The sequence below is a fragment of the Photorhabdus africana genome (assembly GCF_035181445.1).
In the GTDB taxonomy this organism is placed as follows: Bacteria; Pseudomonadota; Gammaproteobacteria; order Enterobacterales; family Enterobacteriaceae; genus Photorhabdus; species Photorhabdus laumondii.
Genome location: NZ_JAXBVE010000032.1, coordinates 30,048 through 55,233 on the forward strand (window position 1 = coordinate 30,048; position 25,186 = coordinate 55,233).

General features: G+C 41.1%; 23 protein-coding genes and 2 pseudogenes. 17 read left to right on the top strand and 8 right to left on the bottom strand.

Going from position 1 to position 25,186, the window contains the following annotated elements:
* The first annotated feature begins 796 nt into the window (after positions 1–796).
* The 17 genes from SLS51_RS16935 to SLS51_RS17015 all read left to right on the top strand — a co-directional run bounded on the left by SLS51_RS16935 (position 797) and on the right by SLS51_RS17015 (position 21,389).
* On the top strand, positions 797–1,246 hold the full coding sequence (locus SLS51_RS16935) for a phage tail protein (protein WP_323839826.1): 450 nt from the start codon (positions 797–799) through the stop codon (positions 1,244–1,246).
* Between the two features lie 104 nt (positions 1,247–1,350).
* Entirely contained in the window at positions 1,351–2,415 is a 1,065-nt protein-coding gene (locus SLS51_RS16940; RefSeq protein ID WP_323839827.1) for a phage tail sheath family protein, read from the top strand.
* 11 nt (positions 2,416–2,426) lie between these two features.
* Positions 2,427–3,809 carry a phage tail sheath family protein gene (locus tag SLS51_RS16945; protein ID WP_323839828.1) on the top strand — a complete coding sequence of 461 codons (1,383 nt, stop codon included), beginning with the start codon at positions 2,427–2,429 and terminating at the stop codon, positions 3,807–3,809.
* 61 nt (positions 3,810–3,870) lie between these two features.
* Complete coding sequence (locus SLS51_RS16950; RefSeq protein ID WP_323839848.1) at positions 3,871–5,079, top strand: phage tail sheath family protein; 1,209 nt, start codon at positions 3,871–3,873, stop codon at positions 5,077–5,079.
* Between the two features lie 13 nt (positions 5,080–5,092).
* A complete protein-coding gene (locus tag SLS51_RS16955; protein WP_323839829.1) occupies positions 5,093–5,551 on the top strand; it encodes a phage tail protein in 459 nt (152 codons plus the stop codon).
* Positions 5,548–5,727 carry a DUF5908 family protein gene (locus SLS51_RS16960; RefSeq protein ID WP_323839830.1) on the top strand — a complete coding sequence of 60 codons (180 nt, stop codon included), beginning with the start codon at positions 5,548–5,550 and terminating at the stop codon, positions 5,725–5,727. The genes SLS51_RS16955 and SLS51_RS16960 overlap by 4 nt, the downstream gene beginning before the upstream one ends.
* The gene (locus SLS51_RS16965) at positions 5,714–6,397 is read left to right on the top strand and encodes a CIS tube protein (RefSeq protein ID WP_323839831.1); all 684 of its coding nucleotides are present in this window, start codon (positions 5,714–5,716) and stop codon (positions 6,395–6,397) included. Before SLS51_RS16960 ends, SLS51_RS16965 begins: the two co-directional genes overlap by 14 nt.
* Positions 6,394–7,995: a phage baseplate assembly protein V gene (locus SLS51_RS16970; protein ID WP_323839832.1), complete on the top strand. Its 1,602-nt coding sequence runs from the start codon at positions 6,394–6,396 to the stop codon at positions 7,993–7,995. The genes SLS51_RS16965 and SLS51_RS16970 overlap by 4 nt, the downstream gene beginning before the upstream one ends.
* 13 nt (positions 7,996–8,008) lie before the next feature.
* Positions 8,009–8,452, top strand: a complete 444-nt coding sequence (locus SLS51_RS16975) for a GPW/gp25 family protein (RefSeq protein WP_323839833.1) — start codon at positions 8,009–8,011, stop codon at positions 8,450–8,452.
* Entirely contained in the window at positions 8,449–8,865 is a 417-nt protein-coding gene (locus tag SLS51_RS16980) for a contractile injection system spike tip protein (RefSeq protein ID WP_323839834.1), read from the top strand. Before SLS51_RS16975 ends, SLS51_RS16980 begins: the two co-directional genes overlap by 4 nt.
* Before the next feature lie 43 nt (positions 8,866–8,908).
* Positions 8,909–11,620 (top strand): baseplate J/gp47 family protein, encoded by a 2,712-nt coding sequence (locus SLS51_RS16985; RefSeq protein WP_323839835.1) that lies wholly within the window; start codon positions 8,909–8,911, stop codon positions 11,618–11,620.
* Positions 11,613–14,462 (top strand): baseplate wedge protein, encoded by a 2,850-nt coding sequence (locus SLS51_RS16990; protein WP_323839836.1) that lies wholly within the window; start codon positions 11,613–11,615, stop codon positions 14,460–14,462. Before SLS51_RS16985 ends, SLS51_RS16990 begins: the two co-directional genes overlap by 8 nt.
* Before the next feature lie 118 nt (positions 14,463–14,580).
* A complete protein-coding gene (locus tag SLS51_RS16995) occupies positions 14,581–15,528 on the top strand; it encodes a hypothetical protein (RefSeq protein ID WP_323839837.1) in 948 nt (315 codons plus the stop codon).
* Between the two features lie 63 nt (positions 15,529–15,591).
* Positions 15,592–17,166: a contractile injection system tape measure protein gene (locus SLS51_RS17000; RefSeq protein ID WP_323839838.1), complete on the top strand. Its 1,575-nt coding sequence runs from the start codon at positions 15,592–15,594 to the stop codon at positions 17,164–17,166.
* 9 nt (positions 17,167–17,175) lie between these two features.
* Positions 17,176–19,272: an ATP-binding protein gene (locus SLS51_RS17005; protein ID WP_323839839.1), complete on the top strand. Its 2,097-nt coding sequence runs from the start codon at positions 17,176–17,178 to the stop codon at positions 19,270–19,272.
* 24 nt (positions 19,273–19,296) lie between these two features.
* On the top strand, positions 19,297–20,199 hold the full coding sequence (locus SLS51_RS17010) for a Pvc16 family protein (protein ID WP_323839840.1): 903 nt from the start codon (positions 19,297–19,299) through the stop codon (positions 20,197–20,199).
* Positions 20,200–20,393: 194 nt separating this feature from the next.
* Positions 20,394–21,389 (top strand): hypothetical protein, encoded by a 996-nt coding sequence (locus SLS51_RS17015; protein WP_323839841.1) that lies wholly within the window; start codon positions 20,394–20,396, stop codon positions 21,387–21,389.
* Positions 21,390–21,404: 15 nt separating this feature from the next.
* Here SLS51_RS17015 and SLS51_RS17020 read toward each other — a convergent pair.
* From SLS51_RS17020 to SLS51_RS17050, 8 genes and pseudogenes are all read right to left on the bottom strand, one after another.
* Positions 21,405–21,587 (bottom strand): annotated as a pseudogene (locus SLS51_RS17020) (IS630 family transposase); the annotation flags it as partial.
* Positions 21,582–21,683 (bottom strand): annotated as a pseudogene (locus SLS51_RS24705) (IS630 family transposase); the annotation flags it as partial. The pseudogenes SLS51_RS17020 and SLS51_RS24705, both read right to left, overlap by 6 nt.
* 250 nt (positions 21,684–21,933) lie before the next feature.
* Positions 21,934–22,260, bottom strand: a complete 327-nt coding sequence (locus SLS51_RS17025) for a hypothetical protein (RefSeq protein WP_323839842.1) — start codon at positions 22,258–22,260, stop codon at positions 21,934–21,936.
* 152 nt (positions 22,261–22,412) lie between these two features.
* Positions 22,413–22,799 (bottom strand): hypothetical protein, encoded by a 387-nt coding sequence (locus SLS51_RS17030; protein WP_323839843.1) that lies wholly within the window; start codon positions 22,797–22,799, stop codon positions 22,413–22,415.
* A 4-nt stretch (positions 22,800–22,803) separates the two neighbouring features.
* Positions 22,804–23,181, bottom strand: coding sequence for a glycosyltransferase (locus tag SLS51_RS17035; RefSeq protein ID WP_323839844.1), 378 nt, complete (start codon positions 23,179–23,181; stop codon positions 22,804–22,806).
* A 717-nt stretch (positions 23,182–23,898) separates the two neighbouring features.
* Entirely contained in the window at positions 23,899–24,627 is a 729-nt protein-coding gene (locus SLS51_RS17040) for a WbqC family protein (protein ID WP_323839845.1), read from the bottom strand.
* Positions 24,628–24,630: 3 nt separating this feature from the next.
* Positions 24,631–24,888: an acyl carrier protein gene (locus SLS51_RS17045; RefSeq protein ID WP_323839846.1), complete on the bottom strand. Its 258-nt coding sequence runs from the start codon at positions 24,886–24,888 to the stop codon at positions 24,631–24,633.
* A gap of 15 nt (positions 24,889–24,903) precedes the next feature.
* Entirely contained in the window at positions 24,904–25,035 is a 132-nt protein-coding gene (locus SLS51_RS17050) for a hypothetical protein (protein WP_323839847.1), read from the bottom strand.
* Positions 25,036–25,186 lie beyond the last annotated feature (151 nt).

Below are 25,186 nucleotides of genomic sequence, written 5' to 3' on the forward strand. Positions count from 1 at the left end.
CGGAAAATAACAATTGATAAATATTTTTTATATATAAAATTAGCTTGTTGTTAAGACTTACTGTTGTACCAAGCTGTCACAGATCACATTTTCGTAAAAATAGGACATGCAACAGCGTTCTTTGCTAAAGAAAAACACCTTTCAATAACCAAGGCTTTTTTTAAATGCCGACAGCGAATTTTTACTAGTTATTTATTGAGAAATGAATCGGGAATTAAAAACTCAATTAAAGCCAAATAACACCCACTCATCTTTTAAATAACAGAACGAAATACACATAATGATCATAAGTTGATCAGATAAAAAAATAAAATTAAGTCATTAATCCAGATAAATAGAAAATAACTCTATTAATTACCCCTCCTGAATTACAAAAAAAATATAAATATATAGATACGTAACATCATTAATAAATTCATCTTGCGCCCCCTATTAATTAATGATAATCATAAAATAAAAATGATATACAGACCTTATACCTATAATTTAACTATTTAACTATTCAACTAAAAGTGGTTTATTTAAATCACTAAACAAACATTTTGCATGAATTATAACCTATTAAATTCAGGTCATTGCGGTAGCTATACCCATAATTCATGACAAATGAAAACAAAGTAAAAATCGCTTTCTTAATATTTTATACCCTATAGATTTCAAGATAGATCGCGGCGGCAAGGGAGCGAATCCCCGGGAGCATAGATAACGATGTGACCGGGGTGAGTGAGCGCAGCCAACAAAGAAGCAACTTGAAAGATAACGGGTACACATGTAAATAATAAACAAAGGAAAAATCATGGCTATCACTCCAGAACAAATTGTTGTTGACTATCCCATTCCTACTTATCGATTTGTTGTATCGATTGGTGATGAACAAATCCCTTTTACCAGCGTTTCCGGACTCGACATTTCCCATGACGTCATCGAATATAAAGATGGCATCGGTAATTACTATAAAATGCCAGGCCAACGTCAATCGATTAATATTACTTTACGCAAAGGTATATTCTCTGGCGATACGAAACTTTTTGACTGGATTAATTCTATTCAGCTTAATCAAGTTGAAAAAAAAGATATTTCTATTAGCCTGACCAATGAAACAGGAACTGAAATTTTAATGTCGTGGAACGTGGCAAATGCCTTTCCAACCTCATTAACCTCCCCCTCTTTTGATGCCGCCAGTAACGAGATTGCAGTTCAGGAAATCACTCTGACAGCCGATCGGGTGACCATTCAAGCGGCCTAATCAGGCTGCCAATACGCCGATAAATGATCATCACAATGTATGGATTAGGCTGAATTCATCATTCTGAAATTCACGCAGAATATTGCATAATAATTGGAGGCAACATGCCAACGATACCAACCTATCCCGGCGTTTATATTGAAGAAGACGCCTCACTCGCACTCTCGGTTAGCTCAGGATCAACAGCAGTGCCTGTTTTTGCCGTTGCAAATGACAACTCATTTTTACCCACGGATACCCCCGCCCGTATTAATAGCTGGCTGGATTATTTGACACTAAAAGGTGAACCATTTGATCCTAAAAATATCATTGATGTTTCACTGCGAGCCTATTTTATTAACGGCGGGGGATATGGTTATCTCATCAGAACTCAAGATTTAGAAAAGCAGCTTCCCGTACTTGATGATGTGACATTACTGGTTGCTGCTGGAGAAAAAATTAAAGATGCCGTAAGTGTACTTTGCCAACCGGGCAAAGGTCTATTTGCCATTTTTGATGGCCCAACGACCTCACTAAAATCTGATGGCACATCCCGAAATGATTATGACCAAAACCCGTTTGCCGCCGTTTATTATCCTTGGCTAACGGCAGATTGGGCAACCGATACTCCTATCCCCCCAAGTGCCGCCATTGCCGGTGTCTATTGCTCGGTTGACCGCTCCCGTGGCGTTTGGAAAGCACCGGCTAATGTCGTGTTACAAGGTGGGATGCAACCGATATTTAAAGTGACCGATAATTTGCAAGGCATCTATAACGCTGGCAAAGCCATTAATATCATCCGCGAATTTCCGAATACGGGTACCACCGTTTGGGGCGCTCGCACACTTGATGACAGTGATAACTGGCGCTATATCCCAGTGCGTCGCCTGTTTAACAGCGCAGAGCGAGACATTAAAAATGCCATGAGTTTCGCGGTGTTTGAACCTAACAGCCAACCCACCTGGAAAGCCGTTCATCGGGCTATCGATAACTATCTCTATGCTCTCTGGCAGCAAGGCGGGCTGATGGGCAACAAAGCCGAACAAGCTTACTTTGTCCAAATCGGTAAAGGTATCACTATGACCGATGACGATATCAAACAAGGCAAAATGATTGTCAAAGTGGGTCTGGCGGCGGTTCGTCCAGCCGAGTTCATTATCTTGCAGTTCACGCAGGATATCGCACAATAATTGGAGGCATAATGCCAACAACACCAACCTATCCCGGCGTCTATATTGAAGAAGATGCGTCATTAGCCCTCTCTGTTAACCGAGGAAATACCGCAATACCCGTTTTTATTGGCCGTTTTTCTCCGAAAACCACCGCCGCAACCTTACAGGCAACGCGCGTTAATAACTGGCTGGATTTTACTAATCAATTTAATTTAGGTTGTATTACGTCAATCGCCATTACAGCAACAAAACCAACGCCACCGCCTTCTGGGAACGTTGAAGACAATGCAGCAACTATTGCTACTGCCAATATCGCGCTTGACGCGGATGATACAAACTCCGATTACACTTACGAGGTGACAACGGGTACCTACACAACCAGCAGTGATGCGATAAAACTGTATTTCCAAAATGGCGGAAGCCCCTGTTATATCCTGCCCATGACTAATCCCGACGATGCTAACACTCTGGCCTTAATTCCTGCACTCATTGAGCAGGCTCTGGAAATTACCTTAATCGTCTGTCCTGAACAGGATGCTAATTACCAGAGTAAGATATATAGCAGCCTGACACCTTCATTATTAAACGCTGGCTATTTCCTGATCGCTGACAATCGGGATAAAACAGCCGCACTCAGTACTAACGTAGCATCACAAACTGCGACGTATTACCCTGCGGTAAAAATCTCACAACTTATTCAAGCGGAAGATAGCCAGATAGCAATATCCGGTTATGAAGATGCAAAAACAAAACCGGATGAAGTCAAAAATCTGGCACAACTCAAACAGAAAAATCCAACGGTCCACCAACAAGCGGTTAAAGCAATACAGGACAAAATAGCCGCCGGCGGCAACGCCATTCCTACCAGCGCAGTCATGGCAGGCGTGTATTGCGCCACTGATACCAACCGTGGCGTCTGGAAAGCCCCGGCGAATGTTGTACTTAGCGGGATTAGTGATGTGGCCGAACGGCTTACTGACGATGAACAAGGGGAGATGAACTCGAAAGGCATCAACGCTATTCGCTATTTCAGCCACAAAGGTTTTGTCGTGTGGGGTGCACGGACTCTGCAAAACGATGACAACTGGCGCTACATTCCAGTTCGGCGTTTATTTAACGCGGCAGAACGGGACATCAAGCAAGCTATGCAATTTGCCGTTTTTGAACCTAACAGCCAACCCACCTGGGAACGGGTGAAATCAGCCATTGACAACTATCTCCATCAACTTTGGCAACAAGGCGCGTTAGCGGGGAACAAGCCACAAGAGGCCTATTTTGTCCAGATTGGTCAGAATATCACTATGTCCGATGCGGACATTAAACAAGGGAAAATGATCGTCAAAATTGGCATGGCGGCGGTACGCCCGGCTGAATTTATTATCCTCCAGTTTAGCCAAAATGTAGCACAGTAACCGTACTGAGACGCGGCTTAATACCGCGTCTATTCAGCCAATTGAGGAGACGATAATGCTAATGGAGATAAAACAGCCAAGCGTTACGATAACGGAAAACCTAATATCCCTGAAACCAAATAATGAATTCGTCGGTGTGCCGGTCTTTGTTGGTTATACCCGACCGATCACCAACGAAAATGCTAACGATAACCTTACCATCAAACTAAACAGCCTGGCCGATTTTCCCCTGATCTGGGATAAGTCAGGATTAATCTACTATTCCGTGCGCCACTTCTTTGAAAATGGCGGTCAGCAAGCTTATGTCCTGTCTCTGGGCTCTGATAAACAGCGACAAGATCTTCCGTCATTACTCACCGCGCTGCAACAGGATTGGGTTAAACAGGCAATTGCCACAGAGAACGAAATCACATTGATTGTTGTCCCTGAGATTGCCCATCTTAATCAGATAAATAATGTCAGTCCAAAACTCGGCCAACACAATAAAATTCAGCTCTGGTTACAATCGTGGCAATCAGTACTCGATCTTTGCAAAAGTCGGCGCGGTATCATGGGATTACTGGATGCCCCGGACAATCCCACATTAGCCGCGGAGTGTTTAAAACAGTTTTCTTCCGCTGATCGACAATGGGGCGCGGTATATTGGCCAAGAGTGAAAAGTGCTTACCAAGAAAACAACCAGCCTATCGTGCTCTCACCAACCTCTGCGGTTGCTGCCGTCATCCAACACTACGATAACCAAATGGCCGTCTGGCATGCACCGGCCAATGTCGCGTTAGCCAAAGTCATCAGCCCAGTACGTTCTTATATTGACGCTGATGCTCTCTTCAACCCAGAGGGTACTTCACTGAATCTGGTGCGCAGTTTTCCCGGCAAAGGCATCAAGATCTGGGGATGCCGAACCTTGGACAACACCCCCGGCTCCCCCTGGCGTTATATTCAAATCCGCCGTTTGGTTTCCTATATCGAAGCCCATATGACTCAACTGGGCCGGGCCTTTGTCTTTGAACCCAATAACGCCATTACCTGGATGAAATTTAAAGGTCAAGCCCACAACTGGTTGCGTCAGTTATGGCTAAAAGGTGGGCTGCGGGGTACCCAAGAAGATCAAGCATTTGAAGTATTACTGGGGGTTAACGAATCAATGAGTGAAGCGGATCTGCAGGCCGGAAAGATGATCATCAAGATCAGACTGGCCGTTTTAATTCCGGCGGAATTCATTGAGCTGAATCTGACATTTGATACTCGTACCGGAACCATACCTAGTTAAACAGGGGCAAAACATGCATAACCTCTATACCCCGTCAGTGTCACACCGTTTTATCGCCAGTTTTCTGTTTAACAATATCCCCAGCCCGTTGGACATTGCCTTTCAGCGCATATCGGGCCTGAGCCGCGAACTGCAAACCACCCAATACAGTCAAGGTGGAGAAAACGCCAGAAACACCTGGCTGGCCGAGAAAATCCAACATGGCAGCCTGCTTCTGGAGCGCGGCGTGATGACAATTACACCGCTGACTTTGGTATTTGATCGCGTCCTGCGTGGTGAAAAAGCGGTCTATGCCGATGTTGTCATCATGTTACTGAATGAAGATGCGTTACCGGTGGCAAGCTGGACATTAAGTAATGCATTGCCGGTTCGCTGGTCCACCGGCGACTTCGATGCCAATAGCAATGCTGTTTTAGTGAACTCGTTGGAATTACGTTATCAAGATATGCGCTGGTTAGGAGTGAAAATATGACCGTCGAAATTAAGGAACTGATTATTCAAGTCAAAGTCACCGACTCAGTGAACGACCCCGCGCCTCCACGGACGTTAGCTCAGGAAACGCTGGATAATGCCCGCCTGATTGAGATAGTGAAACAGGAAGTATTAGAGGCATTGCGTGAAGCCGGAGGTTACTATGAGCTTAATTGAACGCAGCCTGTCCAGACTCACTCTCACCGCCTTCAAAGACCGGGAAGGTAAAGCCTCGGTGGGCAGTTTACAAGCCATGTATAACCCTGACGCCATCCAACTCGATTATCAGACTCGCTATCAACAAGATGAAAGTGTTAACAGTGCCAGTCAAAGCAGCCGCTATGTGTTATCGCAACCGGCTGGCTTGTCATTAATTCTGCTGTTTGATGCCACTATGCCCGGCAATAACACCCCGGTAGAAACCCAACTGGCAACCCTGAAATCCTTGTGTGCGGTCGATGCCAGCACTCACGTGCCCCACTTTCTTAAAATTAAATGGGGCAAAATGCGTTGGGAAAACAAAGGCTATTTTGCCTGCCGGGCCAGCGGCCTTGCGATTCATTACACCCTGTTTGATCGTGATGCGACGCCGTTGCGGGCTAGCGCCACCTTATCCTTAGTCGCAGACGAAAGCTTGGTTATTCAAGCCACCGAGCAACAATTAAAATCGCCACCGGTTACCGCGGTCAGCGTAACCGATATGATCTCCCTGCCCTTGATCGCCTTAGGTGCTGGAGCCTCTCTGGCGGGCGGCATTGATTACCTGACCCTCGCCTGGCAAAACGATCTGGATAATCTTGATGACTTCACTCCCGGTCAAACACTGCAAGCGCAGGGGGATGCATGAAAATACCCGCAATAATCATTAAAATAGATGGAAAAACCCTCAACCAATTCTCTGTCATCACGCTGACTGTCAACCATCACATCAATGGTATCCCTTCGGCCAACATCACGTTGAATATAGCCGGTGATGCCAGCCAAATTTTTGGTGCCAAAGCACAGGCTGAGCTGGCAAACTGCCGTCCAAATCATGAACTTATCGTCCAGATGCAAAAAACAGTATTGTTTAAGGGGATCATTGTTCGGCAAGCGCTTAAATTCAAAGGTCAGGACAGCCTAATTACCCTGACAGCCAAGCATCCGCTACAAAAACTCACTCACGGCCTTCATTCGCAACTATTCAGTCAACAGAGTGATGAGGCAATTATCAGAAAGTTATGCAGTCAAATAGGGATAACTGCCACGATAAAACAGGCACCTCAACTTAAAACGGTGCATGAACAAATGGTGCAGTTCCGTTGCAATGACTGGACCTTTTTAAAAAATCGGCTGCTTGCCACCAATACCTGGTTGTTACCCGGTAACGAGGCTGTCACGCTGATCACGCCGAAAGCCCTTAATCAATCAACCGTGCATACTGTTCGTCAGCGGGCCAGCGATCAGGACATTGTGCTATTTGAAGCAAATCTACAATGGGATAACCAACAAAGCCCTAAAACGGTGAGCGTGCACTCTTGGGACATTACCCAACAAAAACTGTCTCAGGCCATTCAGGCCAAAAACAGCGGCCTTGGCGGTGGTCAACTTGCCATAGATGGCCTGTCAGATCTGACCAATCAAGAGTGGCAATGGACTTTCAGCTACCCGCTGGATAATGAACAAGCCAGACACCTTGCACAAGGCATGCTGGACAACCGGCGAAGCCATAATGTCTCCGGCAATGTTGAAGTCGAAGGCGATGATCGTTATCAACCGGGGGATGTTCTGGCGTTAAGCGGCTTTGGTCAAGGGATGGATGGTAAAGGTATTATCACCGGCGTCAGTCAAACACTCTCTCAGCGACAAGGCTGGCGTACCCGATTAACACTCGGCTTATTGCCGGAAACGGAGCATGCTGTACCGCCAGTAAAAGAGCTACACATCGGCGTTGTAGAAAAATACCAGCCAGATCGCCAATCATTGGACCGTATTCCGGTCAAAATACCGGCCCTAAATTTAACTAATGGGGTACTTTTCGCCCGTTTAGGTAAACCCTACGCCAGTCATGAGAGTGGATTTTGCTTCTACCCGGAACCGGGGGATGAAGTGATTATCGGTTTCTTTGAATGCGATCCCCGTTTCCCGGTGATATTAGGCGCGATGCACAACCCGAAAAATAAATCCCCGCTAGAACCGAGTGAAAAAAATCCGGTAAAAACCTTAGTGATAAAACAAGGGGATAATCAGCAAGCATTCGCCTTCAATAATCAAAATAAAACGCTCTCATTTAATAGCGGAAAAAATACCTTATCCCTGCAACAGGACAAAGATATCACGCTTAATTCAACGAAGAATCTCATTACTCATGCGCAAGAAATTAACCTACAGGCGGAAAAATCCCTCTCCGCCGCCGGAAAATCTGGCGTTGATATTAAAGGGGCGAAAATTAACCTAACACAATAGCAAGGCAAGTAAGATGACAAATAAAATATTGACCGATATTTATGGTCGCGGCTGGGCATTTCCGCCACAATTTTTTATCAATGACAACCCACCTGAAATACAATCTGGCGTCATCATAGCGGAGGGAGCAGAAAATGTCCGTCAGAGTATAAATATCCTTTTCCTGACTGAACCCGGTGAACGCATTATGCGTGAAGACTACGGCTGTGGTCTGAATGATTACCTGTTCGCCAATATCAGTGATGAATTGATGGCAGACATTCAAACCCGCATTGAAGAACGGGTACTGCGCTATGAACCACGCGCAGAAATTACCGCGATTCAAGTAAACCAGAGAACAAACTTACCCAATACCCTGCATGTTCAGGTTACCTATGCGTTGAGAGGCAGCAACATCAACCAGCAGATTGAAGGCGTCCTTGAGGTTAACGAGGGCCAAATACGGGTGAGCTTATGAGTAAACAACTGGTGGTTGATGGCGACAACCTGCTATTTGAACCGTTATTCGGCAACCGGCAAGTCACAATCTTGGGGCCGGCGACCATTCGAGGCAGCGGACACGCTAAAATTCAGGGCAAAAAAATCGTTATTGTGGGTGACGAAAAAAAAGTACAGCTTCAAGCGCAATATATTACCCCCAGCCATCCGGTACCCGGCATGGGAATGGTCACCATTGCTCAGTTGGATGCCAGCCAGCAGGTAAACTTTTGCCGCACTCCTGTCACGGTAATTATTATCGGGCAGCAATTTATCGCCCGTTTTACCCCGACACAACCCGCAAATAATCCATCGAGTGGCCCGGATGTGACAACGCCGAGTATGGGAAAAGGCCGTTTTATTGCCAGTCAATATACTGTCACTGCCGGATAAATAACCTCTTCAACCTTATTTTTAAACAACAGGTGGAATAAATATGGGACAGGCCGAGTTAAACAATAAACTCTCTGCTATTGTGCCAGATACTGCATTTAAACTTGATGAAAGAAGTACGCTGGATATTTTAAATTGGCTTAAGGAATACACCGCAATCATCCCTTTCGATCAAGAGAAAAAACAGTTCTGGGACAGTTTTTACTTTATTCAAGAAAATAGTCCTCAGCAATTAGCCGATATTTACCAACACGCTAACCAAGCGAATGGCCTCTTACCCGCACATCAAGTTTTTGTACTGGCTTTTTTAAAACTATTAGAAACAACCAAACGCTTATTAAACACCTTCCCGGCACGACACCGTGATCTTTATTACCGGGAATTATTGGGACTGAACCCCAGAGAAGCCCAAGCGGATAGCGTTGCTTTAGGCATTACCCTGAATACAGATAACACAGAATATCTTATCCCTAAAGGAACCCTGTTTGATGCCGGGCAGGATAGCGTCGGCAACCCATTACACTATGCATCAGAAGCAGATTTACTGGCGAACCAAGGAGAACTAACCGACCTGCGTTGGTATCGGAAAGACGGTAACAATGGCTGGCAATCGGCAATCCCTTTTAACCTCTCCGATAACATGGCATTACCTGAAACGGGCATTCAACTTTTTAGTCCAACAGCCAATGACGGGCCGGTTCTATCCGGTTATCTAATGACCTCATCTTTATTTGCGATGTCCGCGGGAGAACGTCATATCACATTGACGCTGGAAAACGATTGGGCCGGTCAAGCTGAACATCTCACCGCTAAAATCAGTGCGGAAGATCACTGGTTATCGTTGTCGGTAAATCCTAATCCTGCTAACAAAAACACAATTGAACTGGGATTATCATCCACTGATGATCCTATCAGCCCGCCAGATAACCTTGATGGCATGACATTCGACGTACCGGTATTACAATTAGGCACCACTCAGCAACCCACACTGCCTAAAATTACCGGTATTGAAATTAAGATTAACGGCAACCGCAGTGTGAACTACGCCTCTGACAGTGGTATTGAACAAACGGATACCACCAGCTTCCCCTTTGGTCAATCACCGTCGCTAGGCTCCGGTTTTAATTTGGTTGCCCCTGAATGGTATGGTTCTGAAAACGCGACGCTGACCCTGACGCCGCAATGGGTTGGCTTGCCTACAACCAGTTTTAAAGCGTGGTATAAAGGGTATAAACCTGAACCTGAGAATAATGCGTTTAAAATACAGGGCTACTTAGTTACACCTCAAACGAGAGAAAAACTTAATGAGGCTCAACCATTATTTAATGGAGATAAAGAACCACAAGGACAAAACCTGAGTTTTACCTTACCGACGATGGATTACCCTGTTGCAGACAGTTCATCTCCCAACGACTGGCCTGCGTCAGTACGCATAGAACTGGCGGAACAGGATTTTATGCATGCCCAATATTGGCAAAATCCCACGGGCAAAAACGTCCCCTATACTCCACAAATCAGTGCCTTGCAGATTCAATTCCGTGCCGAAATAGCACCGCAGCAATTCGCCATCTATCCTTTGACCCCTTTTGGTTGGGGGAATGCAAACACAGAAACGCCAACACTCACTCACGAAGCATTCTACTTAGGCTTTGCGGGTATATTGCCGGGGCAAACTTTATCTCTCTATTGGCAATTAGTCGGTTTTAAGGCGCTCAATTTATCCTGGTCTTACCTCAACACCAGCAATACCTGGAGCAAATTGGATAAATTAGTTGATGATCAAACTCATCACCTATTTGACCGGGGTATCTGGCGGACCTTATTACCACAGGATGCTTCAAATCAGGCCGCCCGGATGCCAGCGGGACGATATTGGCTGAAAGCAGAGATAACTGATCAAACTGATTCTCAAGATTATCCACACATTAAGGGCCTGCTGTATAACGCCACCACGGCAACGTTAATCAACACAGAAACCGTTGAGCAGGCGCATTTTATCAACGGATTGACCGCCAACAGCATTAAACAACCGGTCAACGCATCCGTTGCAATCAATCGCGTCACGCAACCTTGGGCCTCCTGGAACGGTCGCCCACCAGAAACCGAACAATCCTTCCTGACACGCATCTCTGCCCGCTTGTCACACCGTAATCGGGTGCTCAGTTGGGGAAATATTGCCACCTTACTGAAAGATCATTTTGTCAGCTTATTTGATGTCCAATACCCCTCTGTCAATGAATTAACCAAAATCCCGGCACCGGAAATACAACGACTGATTGTTATCCCTGACAGCCGTTATAAAGATAACGATGATGCATTACGTCCAACACTAAATCCGGCTCGATTGACAGAGATGGTCGATTGGTTAGCTCGACTCAGCAGCCCTTGGACAACCATTGAAATTAGCAATCCCACCTACATTGATGTCCTGATCCACTATCAACTGGTGTTTGCCCCGGGCGTTAACCCTGACTACGGTCATCATCAGCTACAACAGGAACTAAGCCGAAAATACATGCCGTGGGGAGAAAATACCGCTATCGGCGTCACAACCGGTAATCGCATTGACTACTACCCCTTGCTAGCCACCATCCAACAATCGCCTCTGGTAGAACGCGTCACTGACTTAAGTATGACAATCGCCAACCGCTTCACCAGTTCCGTGGGTGAAAGTATCGAGGCTGCCGATAACGAGGTGCTGATTCTAGTCTGGCCTGATGACACTTCCCCAAGCCAAGGAGTTGATAATGAATAATCAGGATGCGCTATTCCCCATTGTGAAAGACGATATTACCTTTGACACCTTACTCTTGCAGGCCAAAGCCGTTATTGAACAACAATCGGGCCAATGTTGGAGCAATACCAACGAAAGTGATCCCGGTATCACCTTACTAGAAGCGTGCTGCTATGGTGCTTCCGATCTGGCCTATCGTCATTCACTGCCACTCAGGGATCTGCTTACCCCGAAAAAAGAGGAACAGCCTCCCAATAACGGTATTTTCCCGCAAGAATTTGGACCACAACAAATATTGACCTGTGGACCGATTACTGCGGAAGATTATCGCCGTGCTTTGCTGGATCTGCATAGCAGCGACGCATTTAGTGAAAAAAGCACAGGTTATTTTTTCTTTAACGATGTACAGCTTATTCGCGAACCTGAAAATCAACGTTATCAGTACTGGTATAACAAAGAAAAACGTGAATACAGTTTTACTTCAACCCCGGATAGCGAACGGTTAACGTTAAGAGGAAATTATTGGCTCTATTTACTCCCCAGTCGGGAAACTGAAAACAACAAAGCGCTCGCTCAGAAAAGTTTGCAGACTTTCCTAAAAAATAATCGCAATTTAGGGGAATCTGTCAGCCATATTATCTGGCTACAACCGACCGATTTTCCGCTACAGATTGACATTGAACTTGATGACGATGTCAACGATATCGCCGACATATTCGCCCAGGTTTATATGACAGCGGAAAAAATGGTGCAGGCAAAGCCCGCACGTTATACCACTCAGACCATAAAAGATCAGGGTTACAGTAACGAAGAGATATTCGCCGGTCCCTATTTACGTCACGGCTGGATACCGATATTACCGCAAGTCAAAGATTACACCGGCGCTACCGTATTAAATTTGAGCCACTTGGTTAACCAATTACTGGCGATTAAAGGAGTGCAAAATATCACCCGATTAGCCCTCACTCCGCACGATGAAATAATTTCCCCGCTACCGAGCGATAATTGGTCTTGGAAAATCTCCCAAGGATATTACCCCAGATTATGGGGCAACGATCCACTGGCATTAATTACCTCATCAGACAGCCCACTCACCATTATCGCCAAAGGTGGAATTAATATTATCGTTTCCAAACAACAAATAGAGGAAAAAATTATTGCAGAGCCGCTCATTAATACTCAGCCGGAATTATTAAATTGGGGCAAACATCGAAAAGTCTTGGATTACTATCCGGTCAGCAATAAATTACCTGCTTGCTATGGATTACAAACCTATACCAATACCCAACAACAAATACAATTACACCAATTTATGCTGCCGTTTGAACAGATGCTGGCTAATGGCTGCGCCGAACTCGACTTATTGCCAAAACTATTAGCCTTTAAACAGCGGGGAAATAACGTCTACGGTGTTCAATGGCCTTTTAAGACCGATACGGTCAGTCAGCAAGTCCATCAAAACATCGCATCTGATTTGATAGCAAAGCTTGACAACGATTCACAAATCTCTCATGAAGACGCGATTCAAACTCGAAACTATGCAAAAGAGCTGACAATTGTAGATTATCTATTAGGCTATTTTGGTACTCAGCGCGCCACCCGGCCTCTCACACTAGATTTACTGGATTTTTTATCTACCCAACGGGGATACTTAGCTCAACAACCTGAACTGGCCTATCAACGTAACAATATTCGTATTGATAAGGTGTCGGCACTCCAGAAACGCATTGCTGCCCGGTTAGGTCTGGGAGGAGAGTGTTTTAGTGAAACGCCTAATCTGGCTAACTTGCCTTTCTATCTGATTGAACATCGTCAACTCTTACCGGTAAAACCTGATGAGCGATTCGATACTGAGCAAAAACCAGATTCTCTGGTGATCGAAGGGGAACAGTTAAAAATTACCCAGCAAGGTACAGCAGGCCGGTTACTGCAAGGACAGGTAATCAATCTCATTGTCTATGACGGTGATAATAAACTCGTCTTGCGTGGTCAAATGATTACAGATGTTACAGACGATACCTTCTCTCTTAGTATCAGTAACAGCAGCGAACTGGAGCGCAATCTGAGCAGAGTACAACAGGCATTTGAGCAAGATAAACTGCGCTGGCTAAACAGCCTGGTCTGGCTGGAAGATATGGATTACCAACTGGTTTATACCAGTCAAGCCTATCAAAGTGATGCCGAAGATGAACGCTGGATCACTTCCAGCGCCCAAAGCCCCTTTCCAGCGATGATCGAAGAAAATGATGAAATTACCCTGAAATATGTCATTACCCCATCCAAACCAACCCAAGAAGCTAATTATGAACTCAAGGCAACAGTCGTTAAATTTGATCGCATTCAAGGCAAGATACTGATTAAACGCAGTAAAAATTCATCAGATAATTTTCCATCAGAGGCAGAAGCATGGCGCTATCGTTGGTATTTCTCCAGCGAAAAATACGCTTTAGCTGATCGCTTTTCATTCGTGGTCAGTGTGGTGATTAATCGACAACTCATTGAAAATGAAGGCATTGATCCTTATAAATTGGAATCTTGGGTGAAAACCGAAATTTTGGCTGAGTTTCCTGCTCATCTTTCCATGATTATTCACTGGCTCTCACCGGAACATTTTAAGAACTTTGCCAGTACCTATAAACGCTGGCAAAACAATGGCGCTCCTTTAGGGGACGAGGCATATAATATTTTAGAAACCTTAACCTTGGGAAGAGTGCCTTCTGCGACAACCGGTATTGGTAGTATGCGAATTGCTACCGCACAGCAGCGTATTGACGTGATTGGTGAATCCGGCACTGAATGGAATACAGAAGTCATTATCAGCAATCAATTATTATATGTACCCTATTCTAGTAAAAAAATTTAAATACTGACATTCATAAGCGTAATGGTAAAAGAATATCAGTTTAAAATTCTCAGATTTAAACTGCGAACGATAAATCGAGAAAAATAGAATTATTTGATATTATATACAAGGTGATAAAATGGAAAACAAATATAATCCGTATAATTCAGAAAACAACTCAGAAAACACTAATCTTAAATCAACAGGCCCTTCAACAAATGATCTAAAAAGCCGTTTTAAAGAAGGCAGTATTCCCCTCCAAACCGATTATTCTGACTTGATTGATATTGCTGATATTGGCCGCCAAGCAACCGGGCAAGCCCCCGGACAATCAGGAGAACTGGGTAATGGTTTAAGTTTGACAGATGACGGAACTTTACAGGCAGTTATTAATTCAACTGGCGGACTGCATTTTGATAAAAAAGCGTTAGCAATTAAACCTTACGATGGGATTAACGTTGATAATAATGGTGTTTCAGTCAAAGCAGGCAGCGGAATCATTGTTGATTCAAACGGTATCAGTATTGACTCCAATAATGTACTCCCCAAAGGGATAATTGTGATGTTTTCGGGTAGTGACATTCCTAATGGCTGGGCGCTGTGTGATGGTAATAATGACACGCCAAATTTAATCGATCGGTTTATTTTAGGCGGTAAAGTTTCCGATATTAATAAAAATAATGGAAAAAAAGTTTCTGGTCTTGCTAATAATAAGCAATTTAAAATAAGCACGACGAATAAAGAACTCACAATCACAATAAAAGGTACAAAACTGTCCCTAGATCAAATACCAGAACATCAACATATAGGAGGAATGGGTTACTTTAGCAAAGAAGGGGCAAGATATGATGCAACTCAACCTTATGATACTCAAACCCCCAGACGACTTGACAATAACCCTAATTCTTACGATTTTACAAGTTATATAACAAAAAACGGCAGAAGCCTTTTTGTAGAAGCCGACAATTATTCTTATTATTTCTACACCTCTAATGTCGGTAAGGGCAATGAGCATACCCATGATGTGGATGCTAATGCTAATATTATCCCCCCTTATTATATTCTGGCATTTATTATGAAGATTTAACTTCATTTCTCACAGATAGATTCAAATTATCTATCATTTGCTCATGACAAAGGAGAGATTAATATGGCTCAGGAGCTAAATCTGCTAAATCGGATTACCATGACTATTGAAGCTAACAATCAACAGGTGGCTAAAACCGTATTGCATGGCTCCCTGCTTAATCAAGCCAATATAAATAGCTTATTCAATACATTCTTTACTCAACATCCTATTAATCAGGATATCTATCTAGAAACATTGACCTTAGATCTTGGTGAAATAAGCTTACATAACTTCAATTCAGTGTTTCCACGTCAACTTAATACAGCTTTAAGTAAAGCACTGAATCAATATAAAATAAATCATAAAGAAAAAACGGGTTTGAATACACGCATACTAAATGAAACCACCCAAAATCCTATTTCATTTGGCGATTATAGTTCAATCAATGTAGAGAAATTCATTCACACTTTATATCAAAAAGAGTCGATATTAGATCAAATGGAGGCAATAACAGACAGTAAAAATAGTGATATTAAACATTTAATTAATCAAATAACACAGATAAAGAGCAAGCTAGCATTATTATTAGCCCAAAGCTGTTTATCTGAACAGAGCCTAAAACAACTTTTGGCAATCAAACAACCTGCTTTATTAAACGCTATCAATTACAGATTATCTGAAAGAACAAACAGACCACAACACCGGGAGGAGCTTATCTCCTCCGGGCAATTGATACTCAATGCATTGGGATACATGCAGCGGCATAATACACAGGAAATACCTAAACCCGATGCGAAAGTCATATCACGCATCATAACTGAACTGAATAACGATGAACTTAATGCAACACCTATTATTGAATTATTTCATCAAATTATAACTCATAAGCTTCCATTAAATAGTGGGTCAAAACAGCTTTGGCAGGCTATTCCTGTTTCACAACTCTGTAAAAAATATTTATCGGTTGCTGAATACCAGTACTTATCAGAATACTTCATTTCAGATAAATTAGATAAAAATAGATCTGACGCAGAATCAGCATCAGATAACACTGTTATTACAGGCGTAAATAACACTTTCATTACAGGCATAAATAACAACAACCCGCTTCGAACAATTAACCTACCACACTCTCAACCGGTTTTATTACCTGAATCGTGCCAAGTTAATAATGCCGGTATATTAATACTATGGCCGATGCTGCCCACGCTGTTTAATCAACTTGACCTACTTAAGGAGAAAAAATTTATCCATCGTCAGGCCCAGTTTGATGCGATTAATTCCCTTGATTACCTGATTTGGGGAACCGAAGAAACACAGACAGAACGAAAAGTCCTAAATAATGTTCTTTGTGGGATAATGGCTGATGAAAACAGTAAATCAACCTCTCTTGAACCAGAAAAACAATTAATAATCACGCAATGGCTGGATGTGGTTATCAATCAACTTCCTGGCTGGAAAAAATTAAGTCGCAATGACGCCCGCCAACTATTTTTACAACGGCCAGGAGAATTGCTGATAAATGAACAAGAAATCAAAATCACGGTAGAACATCAACCATTCGATGTGCTGTTAACTGATTGGCCGTGGCCATTAAATATCGCCAAATTTCCCTGGCTGGATCGCCCTCTAAGGATTGACTGGCAAAACATTTAAAAGGTTTATATGGACTACCTACTGACAAATAACCACGGTGAACTTCAACCTATAACGCCTGAATTACGCTGGATTTATTCCCATCTGGAACGTATTGACCTGCTATTGCAGCACTATTATTACCAGAAAAGAGACCGATACGATTCATTACCGGAGAGTTTTTTACTTGCCGAAGATGAAGTAGAACAACGTCTGGCAGTACCCTTCGGTGTTCCTCATTGGCTACCTAAAGCGGATGATATTATTAAGCATCCAGAAATCGAAGAAAACCCTACCTTTGATGCATTATCACTATTGGTCGAACGTTTTGAACTCACTGAATTTGAACGCGACGCCTTGTTGTTAGGTTTATTACCCCATTTTGACAGTCGTTATCATTCACTATTTGCTGCTCTAAATGGTAACAGCAAAAAACAGTGGCCCAGTTTTGCTTTAACAATTGAATTATTTAGCCAACGTCAAAATGATTGGCAATTACTGCAAAACAGCTTTCTGCCGCAAACACCGTTAATCAGTCACCAATTATTACGACTCAATAATCACGAAGAATCTATCTGGTTACAAACGCAATTCTTAACCCACAATGCTGTCTGGCATTTTCTATCAGGTCAGCGGGTTATTTTACCGCCTCTAACAACCTGCGCTTATTGGAGCATTCCTGCCTCACAAATTTGGTATCCACAAGCTCTTTATCATGTACTTGAAAAGATATTATTAAATGGAACCGAAGAGATTCGCCCGTTGGTCATACTTAGAGGAAAACAGGACAGCGCCAGAGAATTAGCGGTCAGTAATATTATGGCATCTCATGATATCAATACTTTAACTCTCGATTTAGCCCGTCTGCCAGATGAAGAAAACCCAACTGAAATAGCTAACTTGCTGACGAATGCAATACGGGAAACCCGACTACACAATGCTTGTTTATTAATCCGCAACTTCTCTTTATTAGCACAAGAAAATAAAATATGGCACAACGAATTATCCACCCTACTCAATCAACCCAAATTACGCGTAGTTTGTCTAACAGAACCACAAGATTCATTAATGTGGATTAAACATCTGCCGATGGTACAAATTAATATGCCAACACTCACCTTCGCGGATAGAAAAACCATGCTGCAAGCAAATTTACCGGATAATACCACTCAGAAAATCAATATGACTCGGCTATGTCAGCGTTTTTCATTTACAGCAGAAACATTACCACTCATTCTTGAAGAAGCACATCAATATCAAATACTCCGGCAACCATCAGGCCAATTAGAAGAAACCGATCTACGTAAAGCATTAAATTACCGCGCTCAACAAAACTTTGGCAAATTAGCCCAGAGAATCACCCCCAAACGCAGCTTTAAAGATTTAGTGATTTCAGATACATTAGCACAGCAATTAAAAGAAATTATCGCCGCCATTAATTACCGTGACCAAATTCTGGCAACAGGCTTTCGAGAAAAAATAGGTTATGGTACCGGTATTAGTGCGCTATTTTACGGTGAATCAGGAACCGGAAAAACAATGGCCGCAGAAGTGATTGCCGAACAGCTTGGTGTTGATCTGATTAAAGTCGATCTCTCTACTGTGGTGAATAAATATATTGGCGAAACGGAAAAAAATATCGCGCATATTTTCGATTTGGCCGAAGCGGATTCTGGGGTGCTATTTTTCGACGAAGCTGATGCCTTATTTGGCAAACGCAGTGAAACTAAAGATGCCCAAGACAGACATGCCAATATTGAAGTTTCTTATCTGTTACAACGATTAGAAGATTATCCGGGATTAGTCATTTTAGCCACCAATAATCGCAGCCATTTGGATAGTGCGTTTAATCGCCGCTTTACCTTTATTACTCGTTTTACTTATCCCGACGAAACATTACGTAAAAAAATGTGGCAAATCATTTGGCCGAAACAACTTAAATTATCCGATGAAATTGATTTTGAACATCTGGCTAAACGAGCTGACCTAACCGGGGCGAATATCAGAAATATTGCCTTATTATCATCAATATTATCAGCAGATGATAATTGTGAACAAATTGAAAATGAACATATAGAACGAGCTGTGATACTTGAATTAAACAAAACTGGCAGATTGGTATTTTAACTATTTCATAAAATTGGAGCTAATATGACAACGATAATTGCTTACGACAATGCTATTATTGAAGTTAACAAAGCATTAAATACTATTTTATCCCTGTATTTAAATACTAAAGAGAATAACATCGACATCCGTTTTGATTTACCTGAAATTAACTCTATTCAATCAGAACCGACAGTCAGTGTATTTCTTTATGAGATACATGAAGATCTACAATTACGATCCGCCGAAGCAAGACGTTATAACCCGGCAACCAGCACATTATTACCGGGATGGGTCAATATCAATTGTAACTATTTAATCACTTACTGGGATGCCAATAAACCCTCAAGTGACAGTTCCAGCCCAGATAGCCAACCGGATAATCAGGCGGCACAAATTATGACGCGGGTTTTAAATGCATTAATCAATAATCGCCAATTAACCGGGATCCCCGGTTCATATACCAAGGTTATTCCACAACAGGAAAATTTAAACAGCCTAGGTAACTTTTGGCAAGCACTGGGAAATCGCCCGCGCATCTCCTTACTCTATTCCATTACCGTGCCAATGAAGCTCCAAAATATTGAAAACAGTGTCATCCCAGTCAGCAAAATATCCGCTTCTGTGGTTCAAAAACTAAGTCTGGACAACTCACAAATAAATCAAGCTCTGACAGATAAATTATGTGCCGACTTAGGTGGTACAGAAGATGCTCGCCTTGCCCTTAATAAAGTGAATCTGATCACTCAATCCGCCACAGACAATAATGATGGTCAGGAAAATGAAAACATTATTCTTGAAGTTTCGGGCATTACCCATTCAACTTATTTAGCTAAAATAAAAGATATCCTTTCCATATGGGTAAATAGTCAAGAAACCATTGTTAAGATCAATGGAATAAACATTATTATCTCAAAAGAGGATTCTGAAAAACTGATCGGAATTTAAACCCATTTTTAATTATTATATACCCTACGGATTTCAAGATGCATCGCGGCGGCAAGGGAGCGAATCCCCGGGAGCATAGCAAACTATGTGACCGGGGTGAGTGAGTGCAGTCAACAAAGAGGCAACTTGAAAGATGACGAGTATAGGTAAAAATTACCACTATTTCTCTTATCATAAAACCATTAGGTGATAATATGCCAAAAAATAAATATAGTGAAAATAAAAACCATCTTAAAAATAGCGCTAAAGAGCTTACAATACAGTCAAGTCATTCTATTAATGATGATATAGACAGTGCTCCGTTAGAAATCGGGTCGGATTTAAATACCATGATGGGATATAGTTCCGTTAACTTAGATCAAATTCAGGACAATGCATTCTGGGAAGAAAACATTTCTGAATATTACAAATGGATGGTCGTGGTCAAAGGTCACTTAACACAATTAGACTGGACCTTAAAATCAATGGACTCCCCTGAATCTGCTGGAAATAATGTGGCTAAAAATATAGGGACAACCGCACTACAAACACTATTAAGTACCGGAAGCAGTATAGCCGGCGGCGCTATTGGCGGTGCCATAGGAAGTGCTATAGCACCAGGTGTTGGCACTATAGCGGGCGCGGGTATTGGCGCATTAGCCGGAACAGGATTAAATTATCTTAATGATACAACGATTGGGAAATTAAATAAAAAGCTGAAAGTAGCTCATCCTTACCCTAAAACAAGAAACATGATAATTGATATCAACAATTACGATAAAAATCCCATCACTAAGGTAATAAAAAAGAAATTCAATAAAGATAATCTAAAAGTCACCGCCGGAAGTTTATTAACATCAGAAGTTATGAAAAAATTACTACCAATAAAATTACCTGCTTATAAACTTGCTGATCTGGCTATATCACACCATAGGGCATTAGAAGGATTGAGTGATGATAAAACCAGACATATATTAGATTTTACCAATAGTATCCGTGAAGTTCTCAATGAAAGTCACTCTGATGCGGTCGCATTTATGCGTAGAAACTATGGCGATAACGCAATGGGACTTTCTGGACTTTCTTCTAAAATAATGAGAAAAAAATTAACCTTAGGTACAATGGTAAGGACAAAAAACAAAATAGAAATTATGCTTAATAGCATTAACAAACAAGTAGCAAAACTTTCCTCACAAAACAGGAATGAATAATTAAATAAAATTTCATCATAGTGTTACACCCATTCTTTGTCTTCCCAGTTTTTTCTGCGATGAAAATGATTCCCAAAAGATATCAACATAATTGAACAACTGGCACATAAATTGACAATAATGATTTCGTGTTACTGTCCCGTGTAGTAATTGCCATAACCGTTCTATTTTATTCAACCACGCTGAATAGACTGGTAAACTTTTAAACCCTTCCAGCCAATATAATGTAAACCACTCAACCCAACGATTGACAGAAGAGCGTGCGGCACGAAGGGTTTTGGCGACATAACTTACTAATATATACCCTATGGATTTCAAGATGCATCGCGGCGGCAAGGGAGCGAATCCCCGGGAGCATAGATAACTATGTGACCGGGGTGAGTGAGTGCCGCCAACAAAGAGGCAACTTGAAAGATGACGGGTATAAAAGCAAGATTTAAATTCCCACTTATACAGATAAGAATATCTCAATAGTATATTTTTCGGATCACAAATGTAGGAAATAACAAGATTTTACTAGATAAAACCATATCACATTAACAAATTATTTATAGGAATCCAAATATTTTATTTCTTTATCAAAAACATGTTCCAAAGAAATCATGAGTTCACTAACACTATTTTCAAACTGCAACCCAAATTTAGTCATATTTTTCTGTACTCGGTTCCATCCAGTTAAAATTTCGACTCCATTCTCCGACGTTGTTTTGCTCCTGAAATGACGCTCTCTTGCCATAAAAATACCCCGAAAACAACCATAGAATTTTCTAAATACGTAATGATTCTTCAAAAGAAATTTATCAAAGTTATTTTCCTTCATATATAAAATCCGCTTCCTCGCATGATTAAAAATAATAATATATTCTTTCATATAATCCTTACTCAACAGATAAGGAATTATCATTGAAGTATTTGGTTTGTATCTCGATCTAGATAGATAAAAACCGTTGATCTTGAATTTATCTCTGTTACGCAAGTCCGAAATAAATGAGAAAATAGTTTCATTATCATAAGGATCCCACATTAGAAATTTATTTGGCCCAACTCGTTTAGAAACAACATATTTTGTATGATCTTCTCTCTGATAATAGTCAAATTCATTTGAAAAAAATATGAATTGGATTCTAAAATAAAAAGTTCATTTAGCGGAATTTCATTTAACTCTTGTAGATAATATACATTTGTCTCTATATGAAGAAATTCTTGTAAGAACATGAAAAATATATGTGGTTCGGCACTTCCAGAAAAAATTTCTGTTGGCGAATGATAAGAAATATCCAAGTTAAAAGTATGAAGTTCATCAGTACATATATTATGATATTCCATCCAATAAACAAGTGCATTAAAGAAACAATCGTATGGGCCTAAATGTTCAAAATAATTACCTATAAAATCAATATGCTTACTCATCTATTCACCTTGAATATTCATTTAATTCTGCTAAATTAAAATACACTTGATCATATAATCTCCCCATTATATGGCGATCAAACGTTACCCCGCGCTTTTTGGCATTCTCTCCCATTTTCACACGAAGAATCTCATCTTGAATAAGAAGCTGACAAAAATCTCTTGCTTGTCGATATCCAGTACACAAAAAACCGGTTTTTCCATGAATAATCTGTTCTGGATTCCCTCCTTTTTTTTCTGCAATCACTGGAATACCCGCAACCATCGCTTCAGAAATTACATTAGCAAATCCTTCCAAGCTATCATCAGGTGTAAGATAAAGGAATATATCACATATAGAAAGCATTTCTCTTATTTTACTTCCAGGCCAAATTTCAATCATACTTTGCGCTTGATATATAGTTATTTCTTCATTTCTACATTCACCCTGAATTAAGCGTTAATGTTTACCTGATATCAGATTAAAAGAGTCTGACACTGGCGTAATCTTTCTGGTACATCTAGAGTTATGGGCAAGGATCTTCCACATTATCCGCCCCAACTTATTAACCATCCTCACTCCACTAATAGTAACACTGTTGATTCACATTCTCTAAATTCCGTCATTCATTCGCTAACACACAATAGCTTTACTCATCTCCAATTAATTACTGAAGATAATACCCCAACATGCCCCAATATTGTAAACCATCGCAGATTATATCGGTTAAACAGGAGTCCTCTGTTAGCAAAACGGGCTAAATAGCTATTCCAAATAATAAATCACATGAAGGGAACTCAGTCCGAATTGAGCAATCTGATTAATCACCAAATCAAAACAAATCTCTAACCGGAAATGAGCAACTCCTGATACAGAAAACGACTCACAAAACATGGGATAAACATCATGATGATGCCCTGTGCCAGCGCAGTACAGAATATCCGATTTTTTATAAAGATAGAGTAGGCATTTATCTTCCCCCAAAATTGGTGCTAACTAGCAGTTGAGTGAACAACAGAAATACATCACCCTAGTCAGATTTAGAATTGATTTATCAGCCAGTATATTCGCTGTAAGGTAACCATGTTGAACGACTGTAACAGACACTACGTAAGGCAATTACCCGGAATCATCAGTGTCACACCGTATGGCATATTCCAATGTACCACCTTGGAGCAAGATGCTTTTTGAATCCGAGCCATAATTCATAAGTAAATCGAATATCGATAGATTAGGAATAAAACCTTTATTTTCATAGCATTGTGTATAAATAGGACAATTCCATTCTATTGGCCTTATACTTATATCGTTCTTTTCAAAAAGTTGGTGATCTAAATAATTTTCATATCCATATTTACCAGCAATATACTCTGTTGCTCCTATGATCTTGCAAATATCAATTAACAAATCGTTTTTCATGCTACATAATCCCAGCTCTGAAGACTTTATGACCCTTACATCTGACTTCAAAAAATTAATAACCCACTTTAGCATAGTATAATTTATTTCAGATACGTGTACCCACTCTCTTCGGTATACTTCCTTTAAAAATGGGAATATATCATCAAAATACATTGCTGAATTATAGTTATAATAAAATCCCTTTAGATGTTTGTCTTTCCATTCATCTCCATAAATAGATATTTCTTTAATTATCTTACTGCTTTTTTTCTTTATAGGAATCGTTAAAATAAAAGATCCATTAGCATTCTTTAGTTTATTTCTATTTACCCAATCATTCTTGGAGTAATTGATATGGTCTAAAAAAATAAATATCTCACTAGTTATAATCTTATAAATCAATGGCAACCAAGGGAGATAATGTGGCTGATGTATTGATATACGCATTTTCTAATTTTTATTAGATTTTCTTTCAATATAAACAACTAGACCATGAAAAGAATTAATCAAATTAACACTTAACTCCTCATCTGGAATCTGAATATGAAATTCTTGCTCTATTCTAAACAATAATTCCAATGCTGCAATAGAATCAATATTAAATTGCTCTATTAAATTATCTATTTTTATCTCAGGAACACTTTCTAGTTCAAGAATTTCTTTAAGCATTTGAGCAAGTTTCAATTCAATATAATCTTTTGTTATCATAATAATCACCTATATTCATTTAATTTTTCTTAAAATTTTTTCCATTGAAGAAGTTGGTAATGAACTTCTCACTTCTATATTTTGGGGTATCTTATGTACTGATAATTTTTCACGACATAAATCAAATAATTCTTTCTTATCCTTCATTCCGCACCTAATTCAGGAATAAACCGCTTTATATTGTGCACCTAATAAACTCAAAAGCTCATGGTGGTAAGATTGCATTCCTGTCACCATTTTATGTTCTTGAAATTCAAAGGTGCTGATCCCTTCAAAGGCCAGAAACACCCAACGCGCG